The 21,555-nt window shown below is 62.2% G+C and carries 20 protein-coding genes; 6 read left to right on the top strand and 14 right to left on the bottom strand.

The annotated features are described in order from the left end of the window. Positions 1–353: 353 nt before the first annotated feature. Positions 354–2,285 carry an ATP-dependent zinc metalloprotease FtsH gene (ftsH, locus tag LB538_RS18820; RefSeq protein ID WP_224525804.1) on the bottom strand — a complete coding sequence of 644 codons (1,932 nt, stop codon included), beginning with the start codon at positions 2,283–2,285 and terminating at the stop codon, positions 354–356. A gap of 114 nt (positions 2,286–2,399) precedes the next feature. After that, complete coding sequence (locus LB538_RS18815) at positions 2,400–3,182, bottom strand: Crp/Fnr family transcriptional regulator (RefSeq protein ID WP_140715342.1); 783 nt, start codon at positions 3,180–3,182, stop codon at positions 2,400–2,402. A 94-nt stretch (positions 3,183–3,276) separates the two neighbouring features. Here LB538_RS18815 and LB538_RS18810 point away from each other — a divergent pair, with 94 nt between their 5' ends. The 3 genes from LB538_RS18810 to LB538_RS18800 are packed head-to-tail and all read left to right on the top strand — an operon-like array spanning position 3,277 to position 6,383. Next, a complete protein-coding gene (locus LB538_RS18810) occupies positions 3,277–3,756 on the top strand; it encodes a circadian clock KaiB family protein (protein ID WP_224525806.1) in 480 nt (159 codons plus the stop codon). Then, a complete protein-coding gene (gene kaiC, locus LB538_RS18805; RefSeq protein ID WP_224525808.1) occupies positions 3,743–5,239 on the top strand; it encodes a circadian clock protein KaiC in 1,497 nt (498 codons plus the stop codon). Before LB538_RS18810 ends, kaiC begins: the two co-directional genes overlap by 14 nt. Position 5,240: 1 nt before the next feature. Then, complete coding sequence (locus tag LB538_RS18800) at positions 5,241–6,383, top strand: two-component system sensor histidine kinase NtrB (protein WP_140715338.1); 1,143 nt, start codon at positions 5,241–5,243, stop codon at positions 6,381–6,383. Positions 6,384–6,502: 119 nt separating this feature from the next. Here LB538_RS18800 and LB538_RS18795 read toward each other — a convergent pair whose 3' ends face one another. The 6 genes from LB538_RS18795 to LB538_RS29355 all read right to left on the bottom strand — a co-directional run bounded on the left by LB538_RS18795 (position 6,503) and on the right by LB538_RS29355 (position 9,925). Then, a complete protein-coding gene (locus tag LB538_RS18795) occupies positions 6,503–6,868 on the bottom strand; it encodes an SPW repeat protein (protein WP_140715336.1) in 366 nt (121 codons plus the stop codon). A 3-nt stretch (positions 6,869–6,871) separates the two neighbouring features. Beyond that, on the bottom strand, positions 6,872–7,210 hold the full coding sequence (locus LB538_RS18790; RefSeq protein WP_224525810.1) for a DNA-directed RNA polymerase subunit omega: 339 nt from the start codon (positions 7,208–7,210) through the stop codon (positions 6,872–6,874). Between the two features lie 8 nt (positions 7,211–7,218). Continuing rightward, positions 7,219–7,965 (bottom strand): NADH dehydrogenase ubiquinone Fe-S protein 4, encoded by a 747-nt coding sequence (locus LB538_RS18785; RefSeq protein ID WP_224525814.1) that lies wholly within the window; start codon positions 7,963–7,965, stop codon positions 7,219–7,221. 73 nt (positions 7,966–8,038) lie between these two features. Beyond that, positions 8,039–8,536, bottom strand: coding sequence for an Hsp20/alpha crystallin family protein (locus LB538_RS18780; protein ID WP_140715330.1), 498 nt, complete (start codon positions 8,534–8,536; stop codon positions 8,039–8,041). Positions 8,537–8,611: 75 nt separating this feature from the next. Beyond that, entirely contained in the window at positions 8,612–9,082 is a 471-nt protein-coding gene (locus LB538_RS18775; RefSeq protein ID WP_224525817.1) for an Hsp20 family protein, read from the bottom strand. A gap of 114 nt (positions 9,083–9,196) precedes the next feature. Then, on the bottom strand, positions 9,197–9,925 hold the full coding sequence (locus LB538_RS29355; protein WP_411909034.1) for a hypothetical protein: 729 nt from the start codon (positions 9,923–9,925) through the stop codon (positions 9,197–9,199). Here LB538_RS29355 and LB538_RS18765 point away from each other — a divergent pair. Continuing rightward, on the top strand, positions 9,924–11,318 hold the full coding sequence (locus LB538_RS18765; RefSeq protein ID WP_224525820.1) for a Do family serine endopeptidase: 1,395 nt from the start codon (positions 9,924–9,926) through the stop codon (positions 11,316–11,318). The two genes, LB538_RS29355 and LB538_RS18765, sit on opposite strands and share 2 nt — an antisense overlap. A gap of 432 nt (positions 11,319–11,750) precedes the next feature. On the opposite strand, the gene LB538_RS18760 is transcribed toward LB538_RS18765, so the two are convergent. After that, on the bottom strand, positions 11,751–13,085 hold the full coding sequence (locus tag LB538_RS18760; protein WP_224525824.1) for a tyrosine-type recombinase/integrase: 1,335 nt from the start codon (positions 13,083–13,085) through the stop codon (positions 11,751–11,753). Between the two features lie 613 nt (positions 13,086–13,698). On the opposite strand from LB538_RS18760, the gene LB538_RS18755 reads away from it, so the two are divergent. Together LB538_RS18755 and LB538_RS18750 are read left to right on the top strand one after the other, a co-directional pair. Further along, positions 13,699–14,688 (top strand): hypothetical protein, encoded by a 990-nt coding sequence (locus LB538_RS18755; protein WP_224525826.1) that lies wholly within the window; start codon positions 13,699–13,701, stop codon positions 14,686–14,688. Between the two features lies 1 nt (position 14,689). Then, positions 14,690–16,165: an FAD-dependent oxidoreductase gene (locus LB538_RS18750; RefSeq protein WP_224525829.1), complete on the top strand. Its 1,476-nt coding sequence runs from the start codon at positions 14,690–14,692 to the stop codon at positions 16,163–16,165. Between the two features lie 321 nt (positions 16,166–16,486). On the opposite strand, the gene atzF is transcribed toward LB538_RS18750, so the two are convergent. From atzF to LB538_RS18725, 5 genes are read right to left on the bottom strand one after another with little or no spacing between them, the layout of a single operon-like run. Beyond that, positions 16,487–18,289 carry an allophanate hydrolase gene (gene atzF / locus LB538_RS18745; protein ID WP_224525832.1) on the bottom strand — a complete coding sequence of 601 codons (1,803 nt, stop codon included), beginning with the start codon at positions 18,287–18,289 and terminating at the stop codon, positions 16,487–16,489. Continuing rightward, entirely contained in the window at positions 18,286–18,636 is a 351-nt protein-coding gene (locus LB538_RS18740) for a cupin domain-containing protein (RefSeq protein WP_224525835.1), read from the bottom strand. The genes atzF and LB538_RS18740 overlap by 4 nt, the downstream gene beginning before the upstream one ends. Then, positions 18,629–19,297 (bottom strand): cysteine hydrolase family protein, encoded by a 669-nt coding sequence (locus LB538_RS18735; protein WP_140655605.1) that lies wholly within the window; start codon positions 19,295–19,297, stop codon positions 18,629–18,631. Before LB538_RS18735 ends, LB538_RS18740 begins: the two co-directional genes overlap by 8 nt. After that, positions 19,297–20,829 carry an ABC transporter ATP-binding protein gene (locus LB538_RS18730; RefSeq protein WP_224525837.1) on the bottom strand — a complete coding sequence of 511 codons (1,533 nt, stop codon included), beginning with the start codon at positions 20,827–20,829 and terminating at the stop codon, positions 19,297–19,299. The genes LB538_RS18735 and LB538_RS18730 overlap by 1 nt, the downstream gene beginning before the upstream one ends. Before the next feature lie 10 nt (positions 20,830–20,839). Next, a complete protein-coding gene (locus tag LB538_RS18725; protein WP_224525839.1) occupies positions 20,840–21,541 on the bottom strand; it encodes a cysteine hydrolase family protein in 702 nt (233 codons plus the stop codon). Positions 21,542–21,555 lie beyond the last annotated feature (14 nt).

Here is a 21,555-nt window from a genome sequence, read left to right as displayed (position 1 = left end):
TGGCGCTGCCGTTCACGGGTCAAAACCAAGGAGGTTTCATGATGCTTCTGGAAAGGGCTGGCGATACGTTCCCTGTACGATCACTTGTGCCATGCGGGTTTTACCCCTGCAGCGGAGCCGGGCGCAGTGAGGAAGAAAAGGTCGCGCTCAAGGCTGCGCGAGGCAAGGTCACCCGTCTCGCGTAATATCACCTAGGGCGACCAGCAAATGGCATCGAGAACGCTTGGCTGGTGACCGACATATACTGGTTTCGAAAACCTAGCGATCGATATCAATCTCGCGTGTCGCCGTTGCAGCGTGCGACACGGCTTTCGACGAGCGATCTATGCCGTCGGGAGCAGTCCGAAGCATCACTATTGCGTCCTGAATTTCCCCGATCCGGGCGTGGGGATTGCGGCCGCGGTCCTGGCCGGCTGCAGCGTAGGCTGCCTCTTGTCCGACGACTGACCAGACCCGTCCCGTACAGCACCATCCGCCGAGACGTCTCCGACCAGCGACGCAAGTTCGGTCTCGTCGAGCGTCTCGGTCTCGAGCAGCCTGCGTGCCGCCCTTTCCAGCACGTCGCGCCGCTCGGTGAGGAGGCCGACGGTTCGTTCGAACGCGGCCGCCACAATGTCGCGTACTTCCGTGTCGATGGCGTCGGCGGCGGCTTCGCCGTAATCGTGCTCGCGCGGTCCGCCGGCGAGCGGGTTAGGGCTCAGGAAGGAGCGCGGGTCCTTTTCCAGCGCCACGTGCCCGAGTTTTGCCGACATGCCGTAACGCGTCACCATGGCGCGCGCTATGTCGGTTACCTTGGCAAGGTCATCGGCGGCTCCGGTGGACAAATGGCCGAATACGATCCATTCGGCCGCCCTGCCGCCGAGCAGCACCGCCATCTTGTTGTCCAGCTCCTCACGCGTCATCAGGAAGCGGTCCTCGGTCGGACGCTGGATAGTGTAGCCGAGCGCGCCGACGCCGCGTGGTATGATCGACACCTTGTGCACCGGGTCGACGCCAGGCAGCGCCATGGCTACCAGCGCATGACCCATTTCATGATAGGCGACGATCTCGCGCTCCTTCGGGTTCAGGAGCCGATTGCGTTTCTCCAGTCCCGCGACGATGCGTTCCACCGCATTGTTGAAATCGTCCATCGTTACCGCATCCGCCTTGCGGCGCGTGGCGAGCAACGTCGCCTCGTTCACAAGATTGGCCAGGTCAGCACCGGTGAACCCGGGCGTCAGCGCCGCCACTTTTTCCCCATCGACATCCCTCGCCAGCTTGGCCTTGCTCATGTGAACCTGCAGGATCTTTATGCGACCCTTCTTGTCGGGCCGGTCGACCAATACCTGGCGGTCGAAACGGCCGGCGCGCAGAAGTGCCGGGTCAAGGATTTCAGGACGGTTCGTCGCGGCCAGCAGCACGACGCCGATCTGCGGATCAAAACCGTCGAGTTCGACCAGAAGCTGGTTGAGCGTCTGCTCCTTTTCGTCGTGGCCGCCGACCGCGGTCCCGCGGGCGCGGCCAAGAGCGTCGAGCTCGTCGATGAATATGATGGCGGGAGCCTTGGATCGCGCCTGTTCGAAAAGATCGCGCACGCGCGCGGCCCCGACCCCTACGAACATCTCGACGAACTCCGAACCGGAGATCGAGAAGAACGGCACCTTGGCCTCGCCCGCGACGGCCTTGGCGAGGAGAGTCTTGCCGGTGCCTGGCGGTCCGACCAGCAGCACGCCTTTGGGCATGCGTCCTCCGAGGCGGCCGTATTCGCCCGGGTTCTTCAGAAAATCCACAATCTCTTGCAACTCGGCCTTGGCCTCGTCGACCCCCGCCACATCGTCGAACGTCACGCCGGTATTGGCTTCGACATAGATTCTGGCCTTGCTCCTGCCAATTTGCATCAAACCGCCGACGCCGCCGTCCATGCGTCTTAGAAGCAGCATCCACAGGCCAAAGAAGACGAGCACCGGCACAACCCAGGAAAGCAGGTCGCTCAGGAAGGTGCTTTCGACCTGGCCAGTCACAGTGACACCGTGTTCCTGCAGGTCACGGGCGAGGTCCGGCTCGACGCGTGTAGTGATAAACAGCGGCCTGCCGTTTTGCGGCTCCTTGAAGCGGCCCTGGATAAAGCGGTCCGAAACCTGCACCTCAGCGATCTTGCCGGCATTCAGAAGGGTCTCGAACTGGCTGTACGGTATCTGGGCGACGTGTTGCGTCGTGGCATAGATGTACTGGACGACCATCACGCCCACGAACGCCGCAATCCAGTACCAGATATTGAACTGCGTCTTTCTGTTGCTCATGTCCATGGCGGCCTCCACAGGGGAACGGATATAGGTCGCCCAGTCCGCGCGGCATCGGTGTAGGCCAGGTCCGGGGCAAAAAAGTGGGAGGCCCCAGACCGGCCGGCGACAATGGGTCTGTCACTGTCCTTTCCTATGCGGCATGCCCAGCGCACCTGTCATGCCGTTTTCCTCCGCCGGATAGACCCCCTTCAAAACGTCGTTGAAATGATGGCTGACGGCCGCATTGCACTCGCAGGCAAGCGAGCGCAGCCCTTCTGGACTGCGTACAGCAAGCCGGGAGCGCCGGGTTTCGATGACGCCGCGCTGCCTCAGGTCTCGAATGACCCGGCTCAGATAGGAGCGGCCGACCCCCAGCATTGTAGCAAGCTGTTCCTGCGTCACCGCAAGGTTTTCGGCTCCCGTCCGTTCTGTCACGGCCAACAGCCATCTTGCCGCGCGCTGTTCGATCGAATGCGCTGCGCTGCAGGCGACGGATTGGAATACCTGCGCCATCAGGCAATCAGCGTAGCGGGCAAACAGGTGACGCAATGTCAAGGAACGCAATTTGGCTTCTTCGAGATGTTGCAGGTCGATCCTGAAGAATGAATCGCCAAGTTGAACTTCGGCCCGCGCATACGCTGGAAGTCTGCCTTGGCTGACGATGCCGCCGACCGCTCCTTCACGTCCGATGAGCGCAGTCTCGATCGCTCGCCCGTCGCTCAACACGACGCGGTAGGAGACCAGGGCCGATCCGCAAGGGAAATAGGCGTAACGGACTGCATCGCCTGGCTCGTGCAGCAAAGTCCCGGCAGGCGCCGACCATTGTTCGAGCCTCGGTTGCAGGATCTCCCAGTCGTCGGCTCTGAGGGCCCGAAGCAGGTTGTTTCCGATCGGGTCTGATCGCTTTCGAGGGTTCTCCATCGCACTCCTCCGTTTCAAATGGCGGCGTTTACAACGACCGGCGCGAAGAAATGTTCACAAGTGCGCAGACGCGGCGGGCGCGGCTATCTACAAATTGCACGGGGGCGCTGATCCAGGCCTCACCGAGCGCAAGCCGTGGTGCATCGGCTTCCAGGCAGACCGACGGCTGCTGAGGGAAGAACGGCGGCTGGATTCCGCGGCGTGGCGCCTCGTGCACGTCGAAAACTGCAACTCCCTGCGGCAAGGCGTGAACATGAGCGTCAGTCATCGGTCCAATCCAGAGGCCAACGGCCTGCTTCGCCTGTATGTCGCCGGCGATGGGCCGGGCGCCCGTCGGGCGCTGGCAAGCCGTCTGAGGATAGTGGAGGAGTTGGCCGGCGGTATCGAAATCCAGGTCGTCGACGTCGTCGCGGATCCTGACGAGGCGGAAAGGGCCGGCATTCTAGCGACGCCGACGCTCTCGGATGAGTCAACCATCCCTCCACGACGGCTGATTGGCGACATCAGCAACATCGCTCAGGTTCTCGACTATTTCGGTTATCGCAAGAAGGACAGTGGCTATGACCACAGCTGAAGAGATCCTCATCGATCCCGCGCTCGAACGCGTCAGGACCGGTATCGAGGCTTTCGACGATCTTGTGATGGGCGGCCTGCCGCGCGGGCGCACCACCATCGTCGGAGGCACGCCCGGCAGTGGCAAGACTGTATTTGCGACGCAGTTTCTGGCCCACGGCATCACCGTGCTCGACGAGCCCGGCGTCTTCGTCACGTTCGAGGAATCGCCGGTCGAGATCGAGGTCAACATGGCTAGCTTCGGCTGGGACATCCGTCGCTGGCGCGAGATGAACAAGCTGGTCTTCGTCGACGCCAGCCCGCGTGACCACGACCAGATGGTTGTCGGCAATTTCGATCTGTCAGGCTTGCTGACGCGTGTCCTGCACGCTGCGCGAAACGCCGCGGCGAAGCGCATCGTGCTGGATTCCGTCACCCAGCTCTTCGACCACTTCGTCGCGGAGCAGACATCGGTCCGTCGGGAACTCCTTCGCATTGCGACAGCGCTAAAGAGGGATGGTTTGACGGTGCTAATGACCGCCGAACGCAACAGCGAGTATGGCGAGATCTCCCGCCACCGGATCGAGGAGTTTGTTGCCGACAACGTCGTAATCCTGCGCAACGCGCTCGACCGCGAGCGACGCAGGCGTACGATCGAAGTTCTCAAGATGCGGGGCAGCCGCCACGTGGAGGGCGAGGTGCCGATCACGCTTGTGGTGAAGCAAGGCATAGTGGCAGTGCCACTGTCTTCACTGCGGCTCGAGCAGCAATCCAGCACCAAGCGGGTGACGAGCGGCAATCCGCAACTCGACAGGATGTGTGGCGGTGGATTTTTCCGCGACAGCATCACCCTCGTCAGCGGTGCGACGGGCACCGGAAAGACCCTGCTGGTGACAAACTTTCTGGCAGGCGGCGCGGCGGCTGGCGAACGTGCCTTGCTGGTCGGCTACGAAGAGAGCCGCGGCCAGATGTTCCGCAATGCGCGCGGCTGGGGCGTCGACTTCGAGGCCATGGAGGCGGATGGCCGGCTGAAGGTCGTTTGCATTTACCCGGAAGCGCAGAACTTGCCGGACCACCTGTTGATGATCCGCGAGCTAATTGAAGAGTTCAAGCCTGACCGGATCGCTATCGACAGCCTGTCGGCATTGGAACGGATCGCACCAGAGACCGGTTTCCGGGAATTCCTAATCAGCCTCACTTCCTTCATCAAGAAACACGAGATCGCTGGCCTTTGCACGGCCACCAACAAATCGCTCGTCGGCGGCCAGAGTGCTAGCGAACAGCATATTTCAACCCTCACGGACTCGATCATCTTATTGCGGTACATCCAGGAAGGGGATTTCATGCATCGGGGGATCATGGTGCTGAAAATGCGCGGCAGCGAGCATGACAAGCAGATTCGGCGCTTCACAATCGACGGCACCGGCATGCATCTCGGTCAGCCCTTCGACGGCGCACCCGACGTGTTCGGCGACTCCGCCGCGTCTTGGCGTGAGGAGCGTTGAGATGGCGTGCGGCGCAGCCGAAATCTCCGACCAACACGGCGACGCAAATCTGACGGGCATCAGCCAACTCGACTTTCGACGGCTGATCGAAACCACGGCCGACGGGGTTCTGGTTGTCGATCTGTCGGGAACGGTGCTTTATGCAAATCCGGCGGCCGCCGCGATCTTCGGTTATCCGGCTGCCGATCTCGTCCACATCCCCCTCGGCCGGCCGGTCATATCGGGTGAAACCACGGAAATCACCGTCCACAGACCCAATCGAGCACCAGCCGAAGTGGAAATACGGACGGTTGAACTTAGCTGGGACGGTAGGCCGGCGCTGCTTGCCAGTCTTCGCGACGTCTCCGCGCAACGCGCGCAGCAGGAGCGTCGGCGTCAATCGCAAAAGCTCGAAGCGATCGGCCGGCTCGCTGCCGGCATCGTTCACGACATCAACAATCTGCTCGCGGTGTTCGAATCGGGGCTGCGACTGCTTCAGAAGCAGCTGCGCGAGAATCCTGCGAATCCGAACGCGGCGATGCTGATCGAAGAGTTGCTCAAACGAACGCAAAACGGCAGTGCGCTGACGCAGCAATTGCTCGCGTTCTCTCGCGCACAGTCGCTGTATCCGGAGACAATTGACCTGAATGGACGTATCGAAGCCGTCACGATGCTGCTGGAGCGGACGCTGGGGAACGGGATCAGCATCAGGCTTGAGCTGGATCCGGCACTTGGCCCCGTCGTTGTCGATGCCAATCAGCTAGACGTCGCCATCCTGAACCTGGCTGTGAATGCCAAGGACGCGATGGCCGGCCGGGGCACGCTGGCGATCGAGACCAGCGGTACTCCCGGCAACATCGAAGACGTGCCCGCTCCGGCTGCCTCTTTTGTTCGGGTCACGGTCAGCGATACGGGTTGCGGGATGAGCAAGGAGGTCCTGGCCCACGTGTTTGAGCCGTTCTTTACGACCAAGGCCGATGGCCGGGGAACCGGACTTGGGCTTAGCCAGGTTTACGGCTTCATCAAGCAGTCCGGGGGGCATGTTAGGATCGAGAGTGCGGTCGGCGAGGGAACAAGCGTTCATCTCTTTCTTCCCCGCGCGCCAAGCACAGGAAATGAGGAACTGCAAATGCAGGGCGAGATCAGGCTCAACACACGTCGGTGAAAAAAGCGGCCTGTGTTTCGGCTGCCGATGTACCTGGCCGCAACGCCTACAACGGCAGACCGCACCCGTAGCGGTTGAAAAAAGCGGGCCCGGATCTCCGGGCCCGCCAGAGATGCTGGTCAGGCCGTTGAAAGCGGACGGTCGCCGAAGAACCAGAGGCTTCCGGCAGCCAAGGCCGCTACGATCACTCCCACGACCACATGTACCCACATGGCCGTTGTCAGGGCCGAGAAACCGAGGGCCCAGGGCGAGATCAGCGTCCACAGCCCAACCACCAGGTTTGCCCATTCCTCATAGGCATGGAACGCAACCAGCGCACCCACGGCGATCAGGGCAATCACCGCACCGGCGATCCAGGCGTTCCAGGCCGCATAGGTTTCAGCCGCAAATCCAAAATACCAAGGCGACAGTACCAGCGCTATGCCGGCGATCACATTGACGATATCGATCGCCGGACGACTTTCAGTTTTCAGCCATTTCTCCATTGCTCATCCTCCTTTCCTGACATGGTGAGTGCGCCGCCCTCTGAGCGACGGCGGGTGCGGCAGCCATGGATTGACCTTAGCCACCGCGAAGCTTTCTTCGTCGGCCGGGCCGTACCCAGCCATCGCGCGGAACCGACCGGCCAGAACAAAGGACTTGATCTCGTCGAGCTGGAAGCGGTTGCCGGCGATCTCGCGCAGGGCGAGTTCGACGGGCGCCGTCGCTTCGTCGGTCAGGCGCTCAGCACCCCGGCTGAGCGCACGAGCGCGCCCCGCCACGGCGACGGCCAGTGCGAAACGGTTCGGCACCGTATTTTCACAATCGAGCACAGTCAGCCGATCCATGACGACCCTCACATTGCCTTCTGCTTCTGTTCAGGAATAGAAACGGCCAGGTTCGCTGCCGTAACTGGCTCCAGCGCGAGCAGGGCCAATTCCACTTCGTCCAGCCGCGTCGGACGCGCGTTTTCCGGCATCCCCTCGGCCGTGGCGAGATCGACCAGATACTCGTTCCACGCCCAGTTTCGCAGGATTGCGCGTTTCTCGTCGGCTGTCAGAAGAGGATCGACGACCACGTCCATCGGCGATGCATAAAGCGCCTCCGGGTCCGTCAGCGCCGGTCCATAATGCGGCGCCTGCGAAACTGCGCCGTGGCTGCTTTGCAGCAAAGCCAACTGGAGGCGGTTCCAGACAACGTCTGCGCCGGCCTGCAGCGGGTTGTCCGCGTCAGACGATTCGACACTGGACTTTTCGGCCGCCGGGCTTCCTTGAACAGCGTAGGCAAGCCCCTGCCGTTCGGCATAGTCGATGGCCGCCTGAGCCGTTGGAAAATCGAGCTCCACCTGGGTCAGCGTGTCACCACTTGCGGTGTAGCCCATCAGCGGTTCAATGACCGGCGCAGTACGCCGCTCGAACAACAGCCGCCACCCTTTCGGCCGCGCACGGCTTGAGGTCATGACTGAGCGGCAAGGCTTGTAGATCCGCGCGACGGCATCACGCGGGAACTCGGATCGCCCGAGCGACGGCGCTCGCCCGCGTTTCTCGTTTGCCGGTCCGAGATTTTCTACGACTGGTGTGACTTTTCTTTCTTGCTTCTGCATCACTCATCCCTCCCATTTTTGGCGAAGGATGCGCCGGAGGCAGCGGGCTGCCGCCTCCGACTTGGTCCATGCGTCAGTGGGTGATCGGGATGCGCTTCACCTTCGACTGCGCGTTCGGGTTCTTCGGCAGCGTCAGGATCAGGACGCCATTGGCAAAGGACGCCTTGACCTTGTCGTCCTCGACCTCGTAGCCGAGGGGTATGCGCCGCTCGAAGCGACCGTAGAAGCGCTCGGAGTAATCCTTCTCCTCGGTTTCCGACCGCTTTTCGCCACGCAGAGTCAGCACATCTTCGTCGAGCAGGACTTCGATGTCCTTCTCTTCCATGCCGGGAACCTCGGCGGTGACGCGAAGCTCGTTGTCCGACTCCGAAATCTCCACCTTCGGCCAGCCCCCATCGAAGGGCGAAAGCTGTCCCACAGCAGGCAAGCGCGTCTCGAAGCTCCTCAACATATCATCAAAGAGCCTGTTTACCTCGCGGTGAAGCGACAGGAACGGGTCGCCACCGCTATAGATGCTAGGGGCCTGGTTGTTGCTGTTGCGGCCCCACGGAATAAGGTCACGCACGTTCATGGTTATTCACCTCCACGTTCAACCGCGCGGCACCGGGCGATTACCGGTGCCTGTCGCTTCTGATTCACTCTGACTTCAGGCAGCGTTCTTTTCGGCGTCGATCTGCCGCGGCGCTGCCTTTGCCGGACTGCCTGCTAAGGCGATCCGGCGCGGTTTCATCTCTTCGGGAAGCTCGCGCTTGAGATCGATGTTCAGCAGCCCATTGTCCAAGCTGGCGCCGACGACTTGCACATGGTCGGCCAGTTCGAACCGACGCTCGAAGGCACGCCCGGCAATGCCGCGATAGAGATACTGGCCGTCATCATCGCTAGATTGCGACCCGCTCACAACCAGCAGGTTAGGTTGATGAGTGATAGTCAGCTGTTCCTGCGAGAAGCCGGCAACCGCCATGGTGATGCGATAGGCGTCCTCACCAGCCTTGGCGATGTCATAGGGCGGCCAATTGTCTATCGCAGTGACACGGCTCGCATTTTCCAGCATGTTCAAAATCCGGTCGAAGCCGATGCTGGACCGGAACAAAGGGGTGAAATCGAGGTTTGTCCTCATAGCCACATCCTCCTTCGAGCAACATGGATACAACGAGACGCCAAGAGCCTTGGCGCCTCCTGGACTTGTGCCGGCCCCATGTGGCGGCCGGTGATCAACATTTATAACAGTGATTTACACGTTCAAGGGGCCTATAGGAAAATTTTCAGCCAGATGAATGGTCGCTGAGAGAACACGTCTATCCCCGCCAGCGAATCCTCGCCGGCGGGCGGATGCCTCGGATGAAGAGCGTGGCTGCGCTCCACTCAAATCGACGGATGCTGCAAGACTGGTGACCGCAATGCTGTCGATCTCACGACCGCGACCGGTGCCGGGAAGCTTCTCCAACTGATCCAATTGGCGCAACGCATCCATGATGGCATCGAAGCTGACCGGTTCGGTTGCTCCCGGCGGCATGTGCAGCGCCGGCACCGATTCCACTGCACATGCGTCCGATGCCCATGACGAAAGGATTGCACGCTTCTCCTGGACGTCCAGCGTCACGTCGGTCAGCACGTCCTGGGGTCGCTCGAAATGCCGTGCCGGATGGAGTAACCGGTCAAGAAAAGCATCAGAGCCCACGGGCCCGATCGGGGGAAAACTCGTCGAAATGGCTCCTTCCATCGATAGTTCTCCGCTTTGAACAGTCTCCTCTGTTGACGTCATGTTTGGTGGCTCTCTCGCGATTTCCACCAGCTGAAATTTTGGAGAGTTTCGAGCAAATTTCAATGGCCCCGCAAGGCCACATCCCCGCAGTTCAGCCCACCATAAACATTTTTTCAAACCGGTGAAACAATCGGCGTGAATGTCAGTTCTTGGGTTCGCGCAGCAGCGCCAGGGCGGTCGGGCAGGAGAACCAATCATGTCTTACATTTCCGGGAAGCGACTTTGCATTGGCTTCGTCGCAGGAATTTTGATGCTCACGGCTGCCGGCTTTGCTCCCGTTTCAGCACAGGAAATTCCGAACGACTTCAGCGCAATCGTGCGTCAGAAACTGCCGGCCGTGGTCGCGATCACGACGAGGCAGATCATCCAGGACCAAACGATGCTCGACGACTTTCTCAACCCCTTCGACAGCCGCGGGCCTGCCCAGCCGCAGGTGCGAGAAGCTCTTGGCTCCGGCTTCGTGGTCAGTCCCGAGGGCTACATCGTCACCAACAATCATGTCGTGGCCGACTCCACCGAAATCCACGTCGTATTCTCCGATAGGGAGACTTCGCCCGCGCGACTTGTGGGCCGCGATCCAGCGACCGACATTGCGGTGCTGAAGGTCGATCCACGCCCCAACATGACGGCCACCGCCTGGGGTGACTCTGACGCAATGCAGCCGGGGGCCTGGACGATCGCGATTGGCAGTCCCTTCGGGCTCGGGGGAACCGTTACCGTCGGCGTTCTTTCCGCCCGCTCGCGCGACATCCAAGCCGGCCCTTACGACGATTTCCTTCAGACAGACGCCTCGATTAATAGAGGCAATTCCGGCGGCCCTCTGTTTAACGCGCGCGGCGAAGTGATCGGGGTCAACACGGCCATCGTCTCTCCGTCCGGCGGCAGCATAGGCATCGGGTTCGCCGTGCCCTCCCGAACTGCACGAAGCGTTGCTGATCAGCTGATCCGCACCGGCCGCATCGAGCGCGGGTTCATCGGAGTGCGTCTCCAGGAGGTGACGCCGCCGCTTGCCCAGTCACTTGGCATATCAAGCACCAAGGGAGCGCTGGTCGCCTCGGTCGAGCCCGGCAGTCCGGCGGAGAAGGCCGGCTTGCAATCGGGGGACGTGATCACCCGGTTCAACGGCAAAGATATCCAGGGCGTCCATGACTTGACATTGGCGGCAGCGAACGAAAAGCCAGGGTCGAAAGCGACGTTGACAAGGAACCGCGGCGGCTCCCAGCAGGAGGTGGAGCTCACTGTGGGTCAACGCAAGAACGAGGAGGTGCAGACCGGTGCAGTTCCGAGTCCGGAAGCGGCGGACCAACCGCTCGGATTGTCGCTCAGCCCCATTCCTGACGAAGCGCGTCAACAACTCGGTCTCCAGCCGGGTACGACCGGAGTCTTCATCCAGGAAGTGGCGCCAAATAGCCTCGCCGCGGAGAACGGCCTTCGGCCTGGGGACGTCATCATCTCGGCCAACAACCGCAACGTGACGCAGCCTTCTGATATCCAGCAAGAGTGGACCAAATCCCGCCAGCAGAAAAAGCCCATCTTGTTCCGCATCGAAAGGCAAGGACAATCGCTTTTCGTTGCAGTGGCCGTTTCCTGACGCGGCGCTGCGTCAGGCCAGCCACGGTGACGAAGAAGTGGCCTTGATGGCCGCCCTCACGGCTGCTCAAGGCAAGGTCGCGGTTAGAGGCTGACCAAATTCCGACAATCCCGGCTTAGTGAACGGCGAGAGAGGAGGTGTTCCGCTGCTCCCTTTGAGGTGAAACTGTAGAAGACGTCTTCGACACGTGACCAAGTCCCTACGACCTGGCCGTCCTTGTCAATTACGTCTTCGGGTCGCGGCTCCCCGTGCCCATCCAGCAAGACATTTCAAATGTTGAGGCATCGTCACGGCGTTCTTTCCAACGCTCGAATCGCGACGAGGTCGAATCGAGCAAAGATAATGCCTCGGGAGGCGACCTCTGGGTCCCTGTCACGAAGTGCATGTACGCAAAGCGACAACCAACTCGTAAGATGTTGCGCAATTGCACCGTCACGACATCTTAGTACCGGTGGACCCTACAGCCGTCGTCAAGAACTTCCGCATGGCATCCTTGCGCGCACTGTGATCGAGCGCATAATTTGCGCGCTCGAACTTCGCTCCATCGAGCAAAGCCTGAATGTAGCTAGCGACTGTGTCACCTGCCATTACGAGCGCAGTGTCTACCGTGTGGATGTAGCGGCTTGTGATCGTTCCGCGAGAATGTCCCACCAATGCAGCTATGGTCGACTCGGTAAAGCCGAGATCGTTTGCCACGCTCGCGAAGCTGTGACGAAGCACGTGGGGTGTCACGCTTTCAAGCGGTGTGTCTTTGACGAGCTTTTGCCATAGCTTGGGGAAGCCGACCAATGGCTTCCCTTCCTCCGTGCCAGGAAAAACAAAATCAGCCTCATCGCCGGACAATAGTGGCTTGAGCAACTCGACCACAGGCAGGCCGATAGCCCGAGTCGACGCACCTTCCTTGGAGTCCTCAAGCCTGATGCAACTGCGCTGAACATCGATCTCGCCCATTCGAAGATTGATGATCTCGCCTCGTCGACATCCTGTCATAGCGAGGGCTCGAACCATTTTCGTGGCCGTTGAAAACTGCGGGTCGAGAGCGGCGTCCGCGAGAATCTTGCCTAACGCTCTATACTCACGCTCGGTCAGGCGACGGTCACGGACGCGATCTTTTGGCTTACGAAAGCCGTGAACCGGATTCTTTTCGATGATCCCTTCTCTAACTGCATAGGAGAAGATGCTGCCGAGAAGACCGACGCCGCGCGAGCCGGTGCCAATGCCTCCGCGAACGATCGCTCGGCCACGCTTCTTCGTTTTGATGTCGGTTCGGGTCTTGCCGTTGGCAACGTCGCGCAGAAATTTGGCAATGTCTGCCATGGTGATCTCGGTCACTCTCCGGTTCCCGAGGAGCGGAAGGATGTGGCGCTTTATACGGCTACGGTCGATCTCCATAGTCGACGGCTTCTTGGGGCGACCGCCTTTGCCAGGTACAAGTCCGGCTTCACAATCAGCCAAATATCGGGTGCAAAGCTCTCTGACGGTAATCGTTTTGGCGTCGAGAAGTTTCGTTTCCGCAGGATTGTCGCCTTGCGCGATCCGACCGATCAATATGCGGGCCTCCTTTCGGGCCGCATCTGGTGCCCAGACCCCGTGGGGACCGATGGTGAATCGGCGGGTCCGACCTTTAGCTCGATATTGCACGAGGTAGCTGCGCTTACCGGATGAAAACACGCGCAGCCCAAAGCCAGGCAACTCATCATCCCAAAGGAAGTAGTCCGACTTTCCCGGTCCCGCTTGATCCACGGTTCGTTTGTTCAGCTTAGCCATCGCACACCTCAGGGTTCTGTCGAAGTGATCCCGCGGAAGCACCACGGAAGCACCCGGACGGAAACTCCGGCCTGCGGTAGGATACTGGCTTCGGTTTTTGGGTCGACAAAAAGTCAGTCGTCGTAGTAGCTTAGCGAACGATATCGTAGAAACAGAAGCTATTGAAAAGACTGGCTAAATCGGCCTCCGAAGGCAGAGGTCACAAGTTCGAATCTTGTCGGGTGCGCCAATTTCTCATTGCATAACAGGTAGTTAGCACTAGGCTTTGCTTAGCTGAAGTCGTTCGGGGTTGAGCGGCGTAAGCGCTGAGAACCGCGCTCGGCTGCGGCCTCGCCAGCCTCAATTCGGATTTGGCGGCGTCGCAACTTTGCCTCCCCGATCGAAACGCCTGGCAACCTCGCACATCCCGCTATGAGTGCCTGGACCCGAAACTCGTGATCAGGACGAGGATATCCGGTCGGCGGGCAAAGCGGCCAAGGAACCCGCCGCCGATCAGATCGTTTCGCGATATCTGGCCAGATCAACGGACCGAGGAGAGCTCGAAATTCGGCATGCTCGCAGTCGCGCGGTGCCGAATACCGGCCAGTTCCGCCAGTTTTAGGACTTTGGCTCAATGTTGCATGACGTCGACTATGTCCTGCGAAAACTCGATTGGCTGCGCGCCGAAGGCATCTGGCCCAACGGCTTGCGGTATCTTTGGACCGATGCATTCGGCGTCGTGCTCTATGTCTCGCTCTACACAGAAACTGGCGAAGAGCGCTGGCTGGGCGCGGCCGACCGGCTGGTGGCCGATGTCGAGCGTGTGCTCGGCCGCCGGCGCGGATTGAGGATCGGCGAGGCGGCGGATCGCGACGGCCAGTATTTCCATTATCTGGCGATGTGGCTGTTCGCCTTGGCGCGTCTCGGCGATCTGAAGCCGGAATACCGCAAGCGGGGCATTGCGCTGGCGCGTGACATTCACCCAGCCTTTGTGATCCCCGGCCGCGGCGTGATCTGGAAGATGCAGGAGGATCTGAGCAGTCCATATCCTGGCTACGGTCTCGGCAGCATGGATGCCTATGACGGTTACGTCTCTTACCGGATGCTCGGTGAGGACGCACTAGCGGTCGAGATCGCGCAAATGCGCGACCTGATGGAGCGGGATTGGCGCACCCTCGACATCGAGCAGGACCTCGGCCTGGGCATGATGCTGTGGCTCGCCCATTTCTTTCCCGACGAGCCGTGGGCAGAGGCGCAGACGAGGCGTTCGCTGCGAACGCTGGAAACGATGTGGGTCGACCCGCCCGGCTATTTCAGCCGCGCCCCATGGCTGGGCGATACCAAGTTCGCCTTTACCAATTACGGCGTTTCACTCGGCCTGCAGGCCGCCGGTATCTGGCCAGGGCGTATCGACAGGCTGAACGCCTTCTTCGAGGACTGGCGCTCGGGCGACGAATACGACCGCGAGGCGATCACTTGGGTGATGGCCTGCACCTCGCACCTTCCCGGTGCTTTTTTGGCCAGGGGTGGCGAGCGATCGAATGAAAGCGACGAACCCCGGGAACGTTCCTCCGCCGGCCCGGTTGTCGATGGAAGCGCATCGAGACGCGAGGGACGCGGTTGAAATGGCCATTCTCTTAGGAAAACCGGGAAGCTGTTGGGTTGCGGCAGCCACCGCCACGAACTTTCCCCGGTTCGAAGGTTCGCTCCGTGCGGACGCCGTTGTCGTGGGAGCCGGAATTGTCGGCCTGACGACGGCGCTTCGTCTTTGCGAAGCGGGCCAATCGGTGGTCGTCCTCGAAGGCCTGCGGACAGGCGGCCAGGTCACCGGCCGCTCGACGGCCAAGATCACCACGCAGCATGCCCTGATCTATCGTCATCTCATCGACACTGTCGGCCTGGAGTTGGCCCAGGACTACGCCGACGCGAATTCCGCTGGCGCCCAACAAATCCGCGATTGGGTCAACAACCACGCCATCGCCTGCGATCTCGAGAGCAAGGACGCCTATACCTACACGTGCAGTGAAAGCCGGCGCGCGGAGGTCGTGGCCGAGGCGGAGGCCGCGCGCCAGGTCGGGCTGGAGGCCGATCTCCTCGATCGCGCGCCGCTGCCTTTCGAAACGACCGCAGCATTACGGTTCCCCGACCAGGCGCAGTTCAATCCAACGATGTATCTGATTGGCTTGGCGGCAGCGGTGACAGCCCATGGTGGTCGTATTTTCGAAAACAGCCGCGCCACCTCGATCGACGAGGCAAGCCGCTGGCGCGTCGTCACCGATGGCGGCGCCGTTGATGCCGGGGACGTCATCGTGGCCACCAACATGACGGTGAAGAGTCCCGTCGGCATGGCGAACCGGACGCAACCGCGCTGCCACACCGCCATGGCCTTTCGGATCGATGATCCCCGCCCTGTCGACGGCATGTTCATCGGCATCGACGATCCGACGCATTCCATCCGCACGGGCCGTGACGCCGAAGGTCCACTGCTGGTCGCGCTCGGCCCCAAATTCAACACTGGCTGGGATGGCGACGTGGCGCGGCGGTTCATCGAACTGGAAAAATGGGCGAGAAAGAACCTTCCCGTCGGTGACGTTGCGTGGCGCTGGTGCAATGAGGACTATGACACGGCCGACAGGATCCCATACGCCGGCGAACCCGATCCCACCAAGGCGGCCGGCTTCCACATTGCCACGGGTTTCAACGCCTGGGGCATCACCAACGGAACGGTCGCGGGCACGATGATCGCCGACCTGATCTGCGGCCGCCCAAGCCGATGGCAACAACTCTACGATCCGGCGCGGCCCTATCCCGAGGACTTCCACAAGAATGGCCGCAGTCAATCGATCGTCTCGAGCACGCACGATATCGCGCCCGGCATGGGTGGCGTGATCGTCAGGGGAGACGAAAAGATTGCGGCGTGGAGAGACACCGAAGGAGCACTCCGGGCGGTTTCGGCGACCTGCACCCACAAAGGCTGCACCGTATCCTGGAATAATGCTGACCGCACCTGGGATTGTCCCTGCCACGGCTCGATCTTTGCCGCCGACGGCTCGGTCATCCACGGCCCCGCCCGAAAACCGCTTGCCCAGATTGCATTGTGAAAGCGGCAGCTGTGAAGGCGGCGACCAATGCCGCCGACCTCATGCTGGCCGTTCGTAGGTTCCGACCAACTCCGTCTCCTGCAATGCGTGTTTCTGGGCTTGCTTCCAAACTTGATGCACGCCCGCCTGTCCCGGTACGCCGAGGCTCGGCAATCGTTGCCGCGGTGCTCGACGTCTGGCATCAGTACGCGTCGGGTTCTGGACTGTCGGCAGCAGCGCCTAATAGCAATCGTTGAGCGGCACCCTCTTCGTCATCGTTGGGACGACGTGCCCGGCACTGATTCCATGCAAAGCAGTTCGCGGAACCCGTTGACGACGCACTCAAACGGGAACGCGATCTGACAGAAAGCGGCGCCAGCCGCCGAATGACGAGATGTCGGAAGCGCCCAGCAAGCCCACGGATTCCACCAGGAAGCCTTTGGCGCTGCTGCCGTCGTCAAGCTCTATGTTGCCAATGCCCAGCGGCGGCGGGATGGCGGCCACGAAGTGGCCGAAGGCCTCGGCAGGCAGCCGCCAGACCTCGACATCGATCGCAGTGCCGCCGCTCTCCACACGGACCAGTCCGGGCTTGGGCGTGGCTTGGCCGGCGAGCTGGTAAAGCTTGTATGAAGAAGCCGTCCTCATCGCCCGGCAGAACCGGGCGCCGGCCTGCTTGAGCTGGCCATTGAGCGGCATTCCCGAGAGGTGAGCGCCGACCACCACCAATTCGATCGTGCCGTCTTCGGCCAATGCGCCGACAGGCTGCACGCTCGGCTGCCCCCAACCGGTCGCGCCGAGTGTGAGACCGCTCGCGGCATGGAGATCGCGCGCGACGGACGCCACAAGGCCGTCCAGTCCGGCGGCCGCAAGCAGTGTCACGCTCATCGGCAGGCCGTCATCGCGCGTGCCGGTCGGCACGGCGATGCCGCACATGTCGAGCAGGTTGACGAAATTTGTGTAGGTGCCGAGCCGGCTGTTGATCTCGACCGGATCGGCGAGCACGGCGGCGGTGGTGTAATGCGTCGGCGCGGTCGGCACGCAGAACAGGTCGACCGAGGCGATGAGCGGGGCGAGCTTGGCCTTGTAGGCCTGCAAGGCATAGAGGCCGCGGAAGGCGTCCGCCGCCGACAGCTTCCTGGCGCCGCCGATGATCCTGCTCGTCACCGGATGCATAGCGGCTTCGTTGGCTTCCATGAAATCGCGGATCGCAGCATAGCGTTCGGCCACCCAGGCACCCTCATAGAGCAGGTTGGCGGTGGCGTAGAAATCGCCGAACGGGATTTCGATCAGCCGGCAGCCGAGCCGCGACAGCATGGCGAGCGAGGCCTCGAAGCCGCCCTGCATCGCCGCATCGCCGAAGAATTTCCGGTCGGCTCTTGCCGGGATGCCGACGCTCGGCACAGGCGGGCGCGCGGCGAGCGGCCGGACGGCGATGTCGCGCGAATAAGGATCGGCCGCATCGCGCGCCGCCGCGACGCAGAACACTGCATGGGCGTCGTCGACGGTCAGCGCGAACACCGACACGCAGTCGAGCGTGCGGCAGGCCGGAACGACGCCGCCCGTCGACAACGCACCGACGGTCGGCTTCAGCCCGACGATGTTGTTGAGGCCAGCCGGGATGCGGCCGGAGCCGGCGGTGTCGGTGCCAAGCGCGAAGGAGACGATGCCGCGCGCCGTCGCCACCGCCGACCCGGAGGAGGAGCCGCCCGGCACCAGCTCCGCGTCGATGGCGTTGCGCGGGATCGGCCAGGGCGTGCGCACACCAACGAGGCCGGTGGCGAACTGGTCGAGATTGGTCTTGCCCACGACCAGCGCGCCGGCGGCCTTGAGCCGCGCCACCACGGTGGCGTCCTTGTCGGGCCAGTAGGTGTATTGCGCGCAAGCCGCCGTCGTCGGCATGCCGGCGACGTCAATGTTGTCCTTGACGGCGAAGGGAATGCCCCACAGCGGTTTTGCCACCGGGTCGAACGGGCCGAGCGCTTCGGCCGCGGCAAGCAGATCCGCCCTGGCGGCGAGATGGATGAAGATGCCCGGATCGTCGGCAGCCTCGATGCGGGCATAAATCGCCGCGATCACATCGCCAACGCCGACACCTCCACGATAGGCGGCGCGCAGGCTCGCTATGTCGAAGTGGACATCACTCATTTCGTCTCCCCCAGAATGATCACCGGCAGGTCCCATTGGATCAGCACGACACAGCCGTCCTTCGTCCACACCGAATGCTCGGTTCCGACCGGATTGAGGATCACGCTGCCGGCAGGATAGTCGCCGTTCTCGTCGCTCTGGGTGCCTTCCAGCACGACGATGGTCTCCAGCCCGACATGGCGATGGCGCGGCACGCTGGCGCCCGGCCGGTATTTCAGGATCGCGACGGACGGCTCGACCGGCCCGCCCTGCAGCAGCCAGTGCACGCCGATGCCGTCGCGGAAAGACTCGAACGCCAGATCGCGCCAGCCGCCGTCGAGCAGGCCGGCAAAGGCAAGATTAGGCATTGGCAATTCCCTCGAGCACCTGGTCGGTCGTCGCCGTCCAGCCGACGATGGCGCCCTGCGCCCTGATCATGGCGATCGCCGCCGCCTTGAACTCGGGAAAATAACTTTCCGTGGCGTCCTCGGCGAGCAGGCACTCATAGCCGCGATCGTTGGCCTCGCGCATCGTCGTCTGCACGCAGACTTCGGTGGTGACGCCGGCAAAGACGAGCTGCTCGGCGCCGAGCCTTTTCAGGTCATCGCCGAAGGAGGTCGCATAGAAGGCGCCCTTGCCCGGCTTCTCGATAACGATCTCGCCGGGCAGCGGCGCAAGCTCGTCGAGGATCGCGGTGCCCGGCTCGCCGGCGATCAGCACGCGGCCCATCGGCCCGGCATCGCCGATACGAACCGACGGATTGCCGCGATTGCGCTTGGCCGGCGGCAGGTCGGAAAGGTCGGGCCGGTGGCACTCCATCGTGTGGATCACCGGAAGGCCTGCGGCGCGAAAGCCGTCGATCAATCGCTTCACCGTCGGCACGATCGCGGTCACCCGGCTGACGTCATTGCCGAGGCTGGCGCCGAAGCCGCCGGGCTCGGCGAAGTCGCGTTGCATGTCGATGACGACCAGCGCCATAGTCCGCGGCTTGAAAGCGAACGGAAATGGCTGCGCTGCGATTTCCGCCATTAGTGATGTCCCGCCATGTGCTCGCCGATGGTCTGGACACTGGCCTGCGCGATCGGCGTCTCGTAGACCAGCGCACCGTCCGACATGACGAAGATGCGGTCCGAGAGCTCGAGCAGTTCGTCGAGATCCTCCGACATCAGAAGCACGGCGGCACCGGCATTGCGCGCCTTCATGATGCGGGCGCGGATTTCGGCCACGGCCGAGAAGTCGAGGCCGAAGCATGGATTGGAGACGATCAGAAGGTCGACCTTGCCGGTGAGCTCGCGGGCAAGCACGGCGCGCTGCACATTGCCGCCCGACAGCGAGGCGATCGGCGAGGCAAGGGATGCGGTCTTGACCTTGAACTGCTCGACCAGCCTGGCGCTGAATGCCCTGATGGCGCCGGCACTGATCCAGCTCACCGGTTTGCCGTTGGCGTCGATGTCGAAGGTGCGGAAAGAAATGTTTTCGGCCACCGTCATTTTCGGCGCGCAGGCATTCTTCAGCGGCTCCTCGGGAATGAGCCGCACATTGAGAGCGCGCGCCTCGGCCCGCGTTGCCGCATAGGCGGCGCCGCGCACCATGACCTCGCCGGCATCGCGGGGGCGCTGCCCGGCCAACACTTCGAGCAATTCCTTCTGGCCGTTGCCGGAAATGCCGGCGATGCCGACAATCTCGCCGGAGCGCACGCCGAGATCCTCGATCCGGATCGACTTCAGCCCGGTGCGGTCCGGCGCCTTCAGTGCCTTGACCTTGAGCACGATCTCGGCGTCCGGCCTGGGCTCGGCGCGGCTGTCGAGGGCCGCGATCGGCTGGTCGCCGATCATCATCGCCGCCATGGCTTTGCGGTCGAGGTCGACGACGCGGCCAGTGCCGGTCAGCCTGCCCTTGCGCAGCACGCTGACGTCGTCGGCGAATGCCGTCACCTCATGGAATTTGTGCGAGATCATCAGCACCGTCAGGTCGCCGGCCCTGGTCATGGCGCGCACCAGGCCAAGCACTTCCTGCGCCTCGCCGGGGGTGAGCACGGAAGTCGGCTCGTCCAGCACCAGGAAGGAGCGGCCGAGATAAAGCTGCTTGACGATCTCCAGCTTCTGCTTCTCGCCGGCAGCGAGCTCGGCCACCTTGACGTCGAGCGGCAGCTTGAACGGCATTCGATCCATGAACGCGGCAAGCTCGCCGTGCTCCTTGCGCCAGTCGATCACGCCGGGAACCTTCTCACGCGAAATGACCAGATTCTCGGCGCCGGTCAGCGAGGGGACAAGCGTGAAATGCTGGTAGACCATGCCTAGGCCGAGCGCCGAGGCGTCCTTGGGGCTGGCGATCGCGACCTCGCGGCCGTCGACGAGGATGTCGCCGGCGGTCGGGTGATAAAAACCCATCATGCATTTGACCAGCGTCGACTTGCCGGCGCCGTTTTCGCCAAGCAGCGCGTGGAACGATCCGGCCGGCACCTTGATGGAGACGTCGCCCAACGCCGTGAAGGCGCCGAAACGCATGGTCATGCCGATGGTCTCGACGCCGACGGCCTTGTTGCCGGTGATCGCGCTCATCCTGGTTTCCTTACGGCAGCTGGGCGACGAAGGACGCCGAGCTCGACACCGCGCCGAAGACGCCGCCCTGCATCTTGATCATCTTGATCGCGGCAAGATGATTGCCGTAGTCGGTCGCGCCGCAGCAGTCCTCCAGCATCACGCATTCGAAGCCGCGGTCGTTGGCCTCGCGCATGGTGGTGTGCACGCAGACATCGGTGGTAATGCCGGTCAGCACAATGTTTTCGATGCCGCGCTGGTTGAGGATCAGCTCCAGGTCGGTGGCGCAGAAGGAGCCCTTGCCGGGCTTGTCGATGATCGGCTCGCCGTCGATCGGGTAGAGGTCGGGGATAATGTCCCAACCCGGCTCGCCGCGCACCAGGATGCGCCCGCAGGGGCCGGGGTCGCCAATGCCGGCATTGATGCGGCGCGAGCGCCAACGCTTGTTGGCGGGCAGGTCGGCGAGGTCGGGCCGGTGGCCCTCGCGGGTGTGGATAATGGTGTAGCCTTTCGCGCGCATGGCCGACAGCACGGACTTGATCGGCTCGATCGGCGCGCGCACCAGCGACAGGTCGTATCCCATATGATCGACATAGCCGCCCGGCCCGCAGAAATCGGTCTGCATGTCGATGACGATCAACGCCGTATTGTCGGGGCGAAGCTCGCCATTATAGGGCCATGGATACGGGTCGGCGTCGATATAGCGCTGGGTGATTTCGGCTCTGGCGTTCATGGCAAAAACTCCAG

Source organism: Mesorhizobium sp. Ca11 (assembly GCF_020165275.1).
GTDB lineage: Bacteria > Pseudomonadota > Alphaproteobacteria > Rhizobiales > Rhizobiaceae > Mesorhizobium.
The sequence above is the reverse complement of the archived record's forward strand: the minus strand, read 5'-3'. Positions and strand labels throughout refer to the sequence as shown.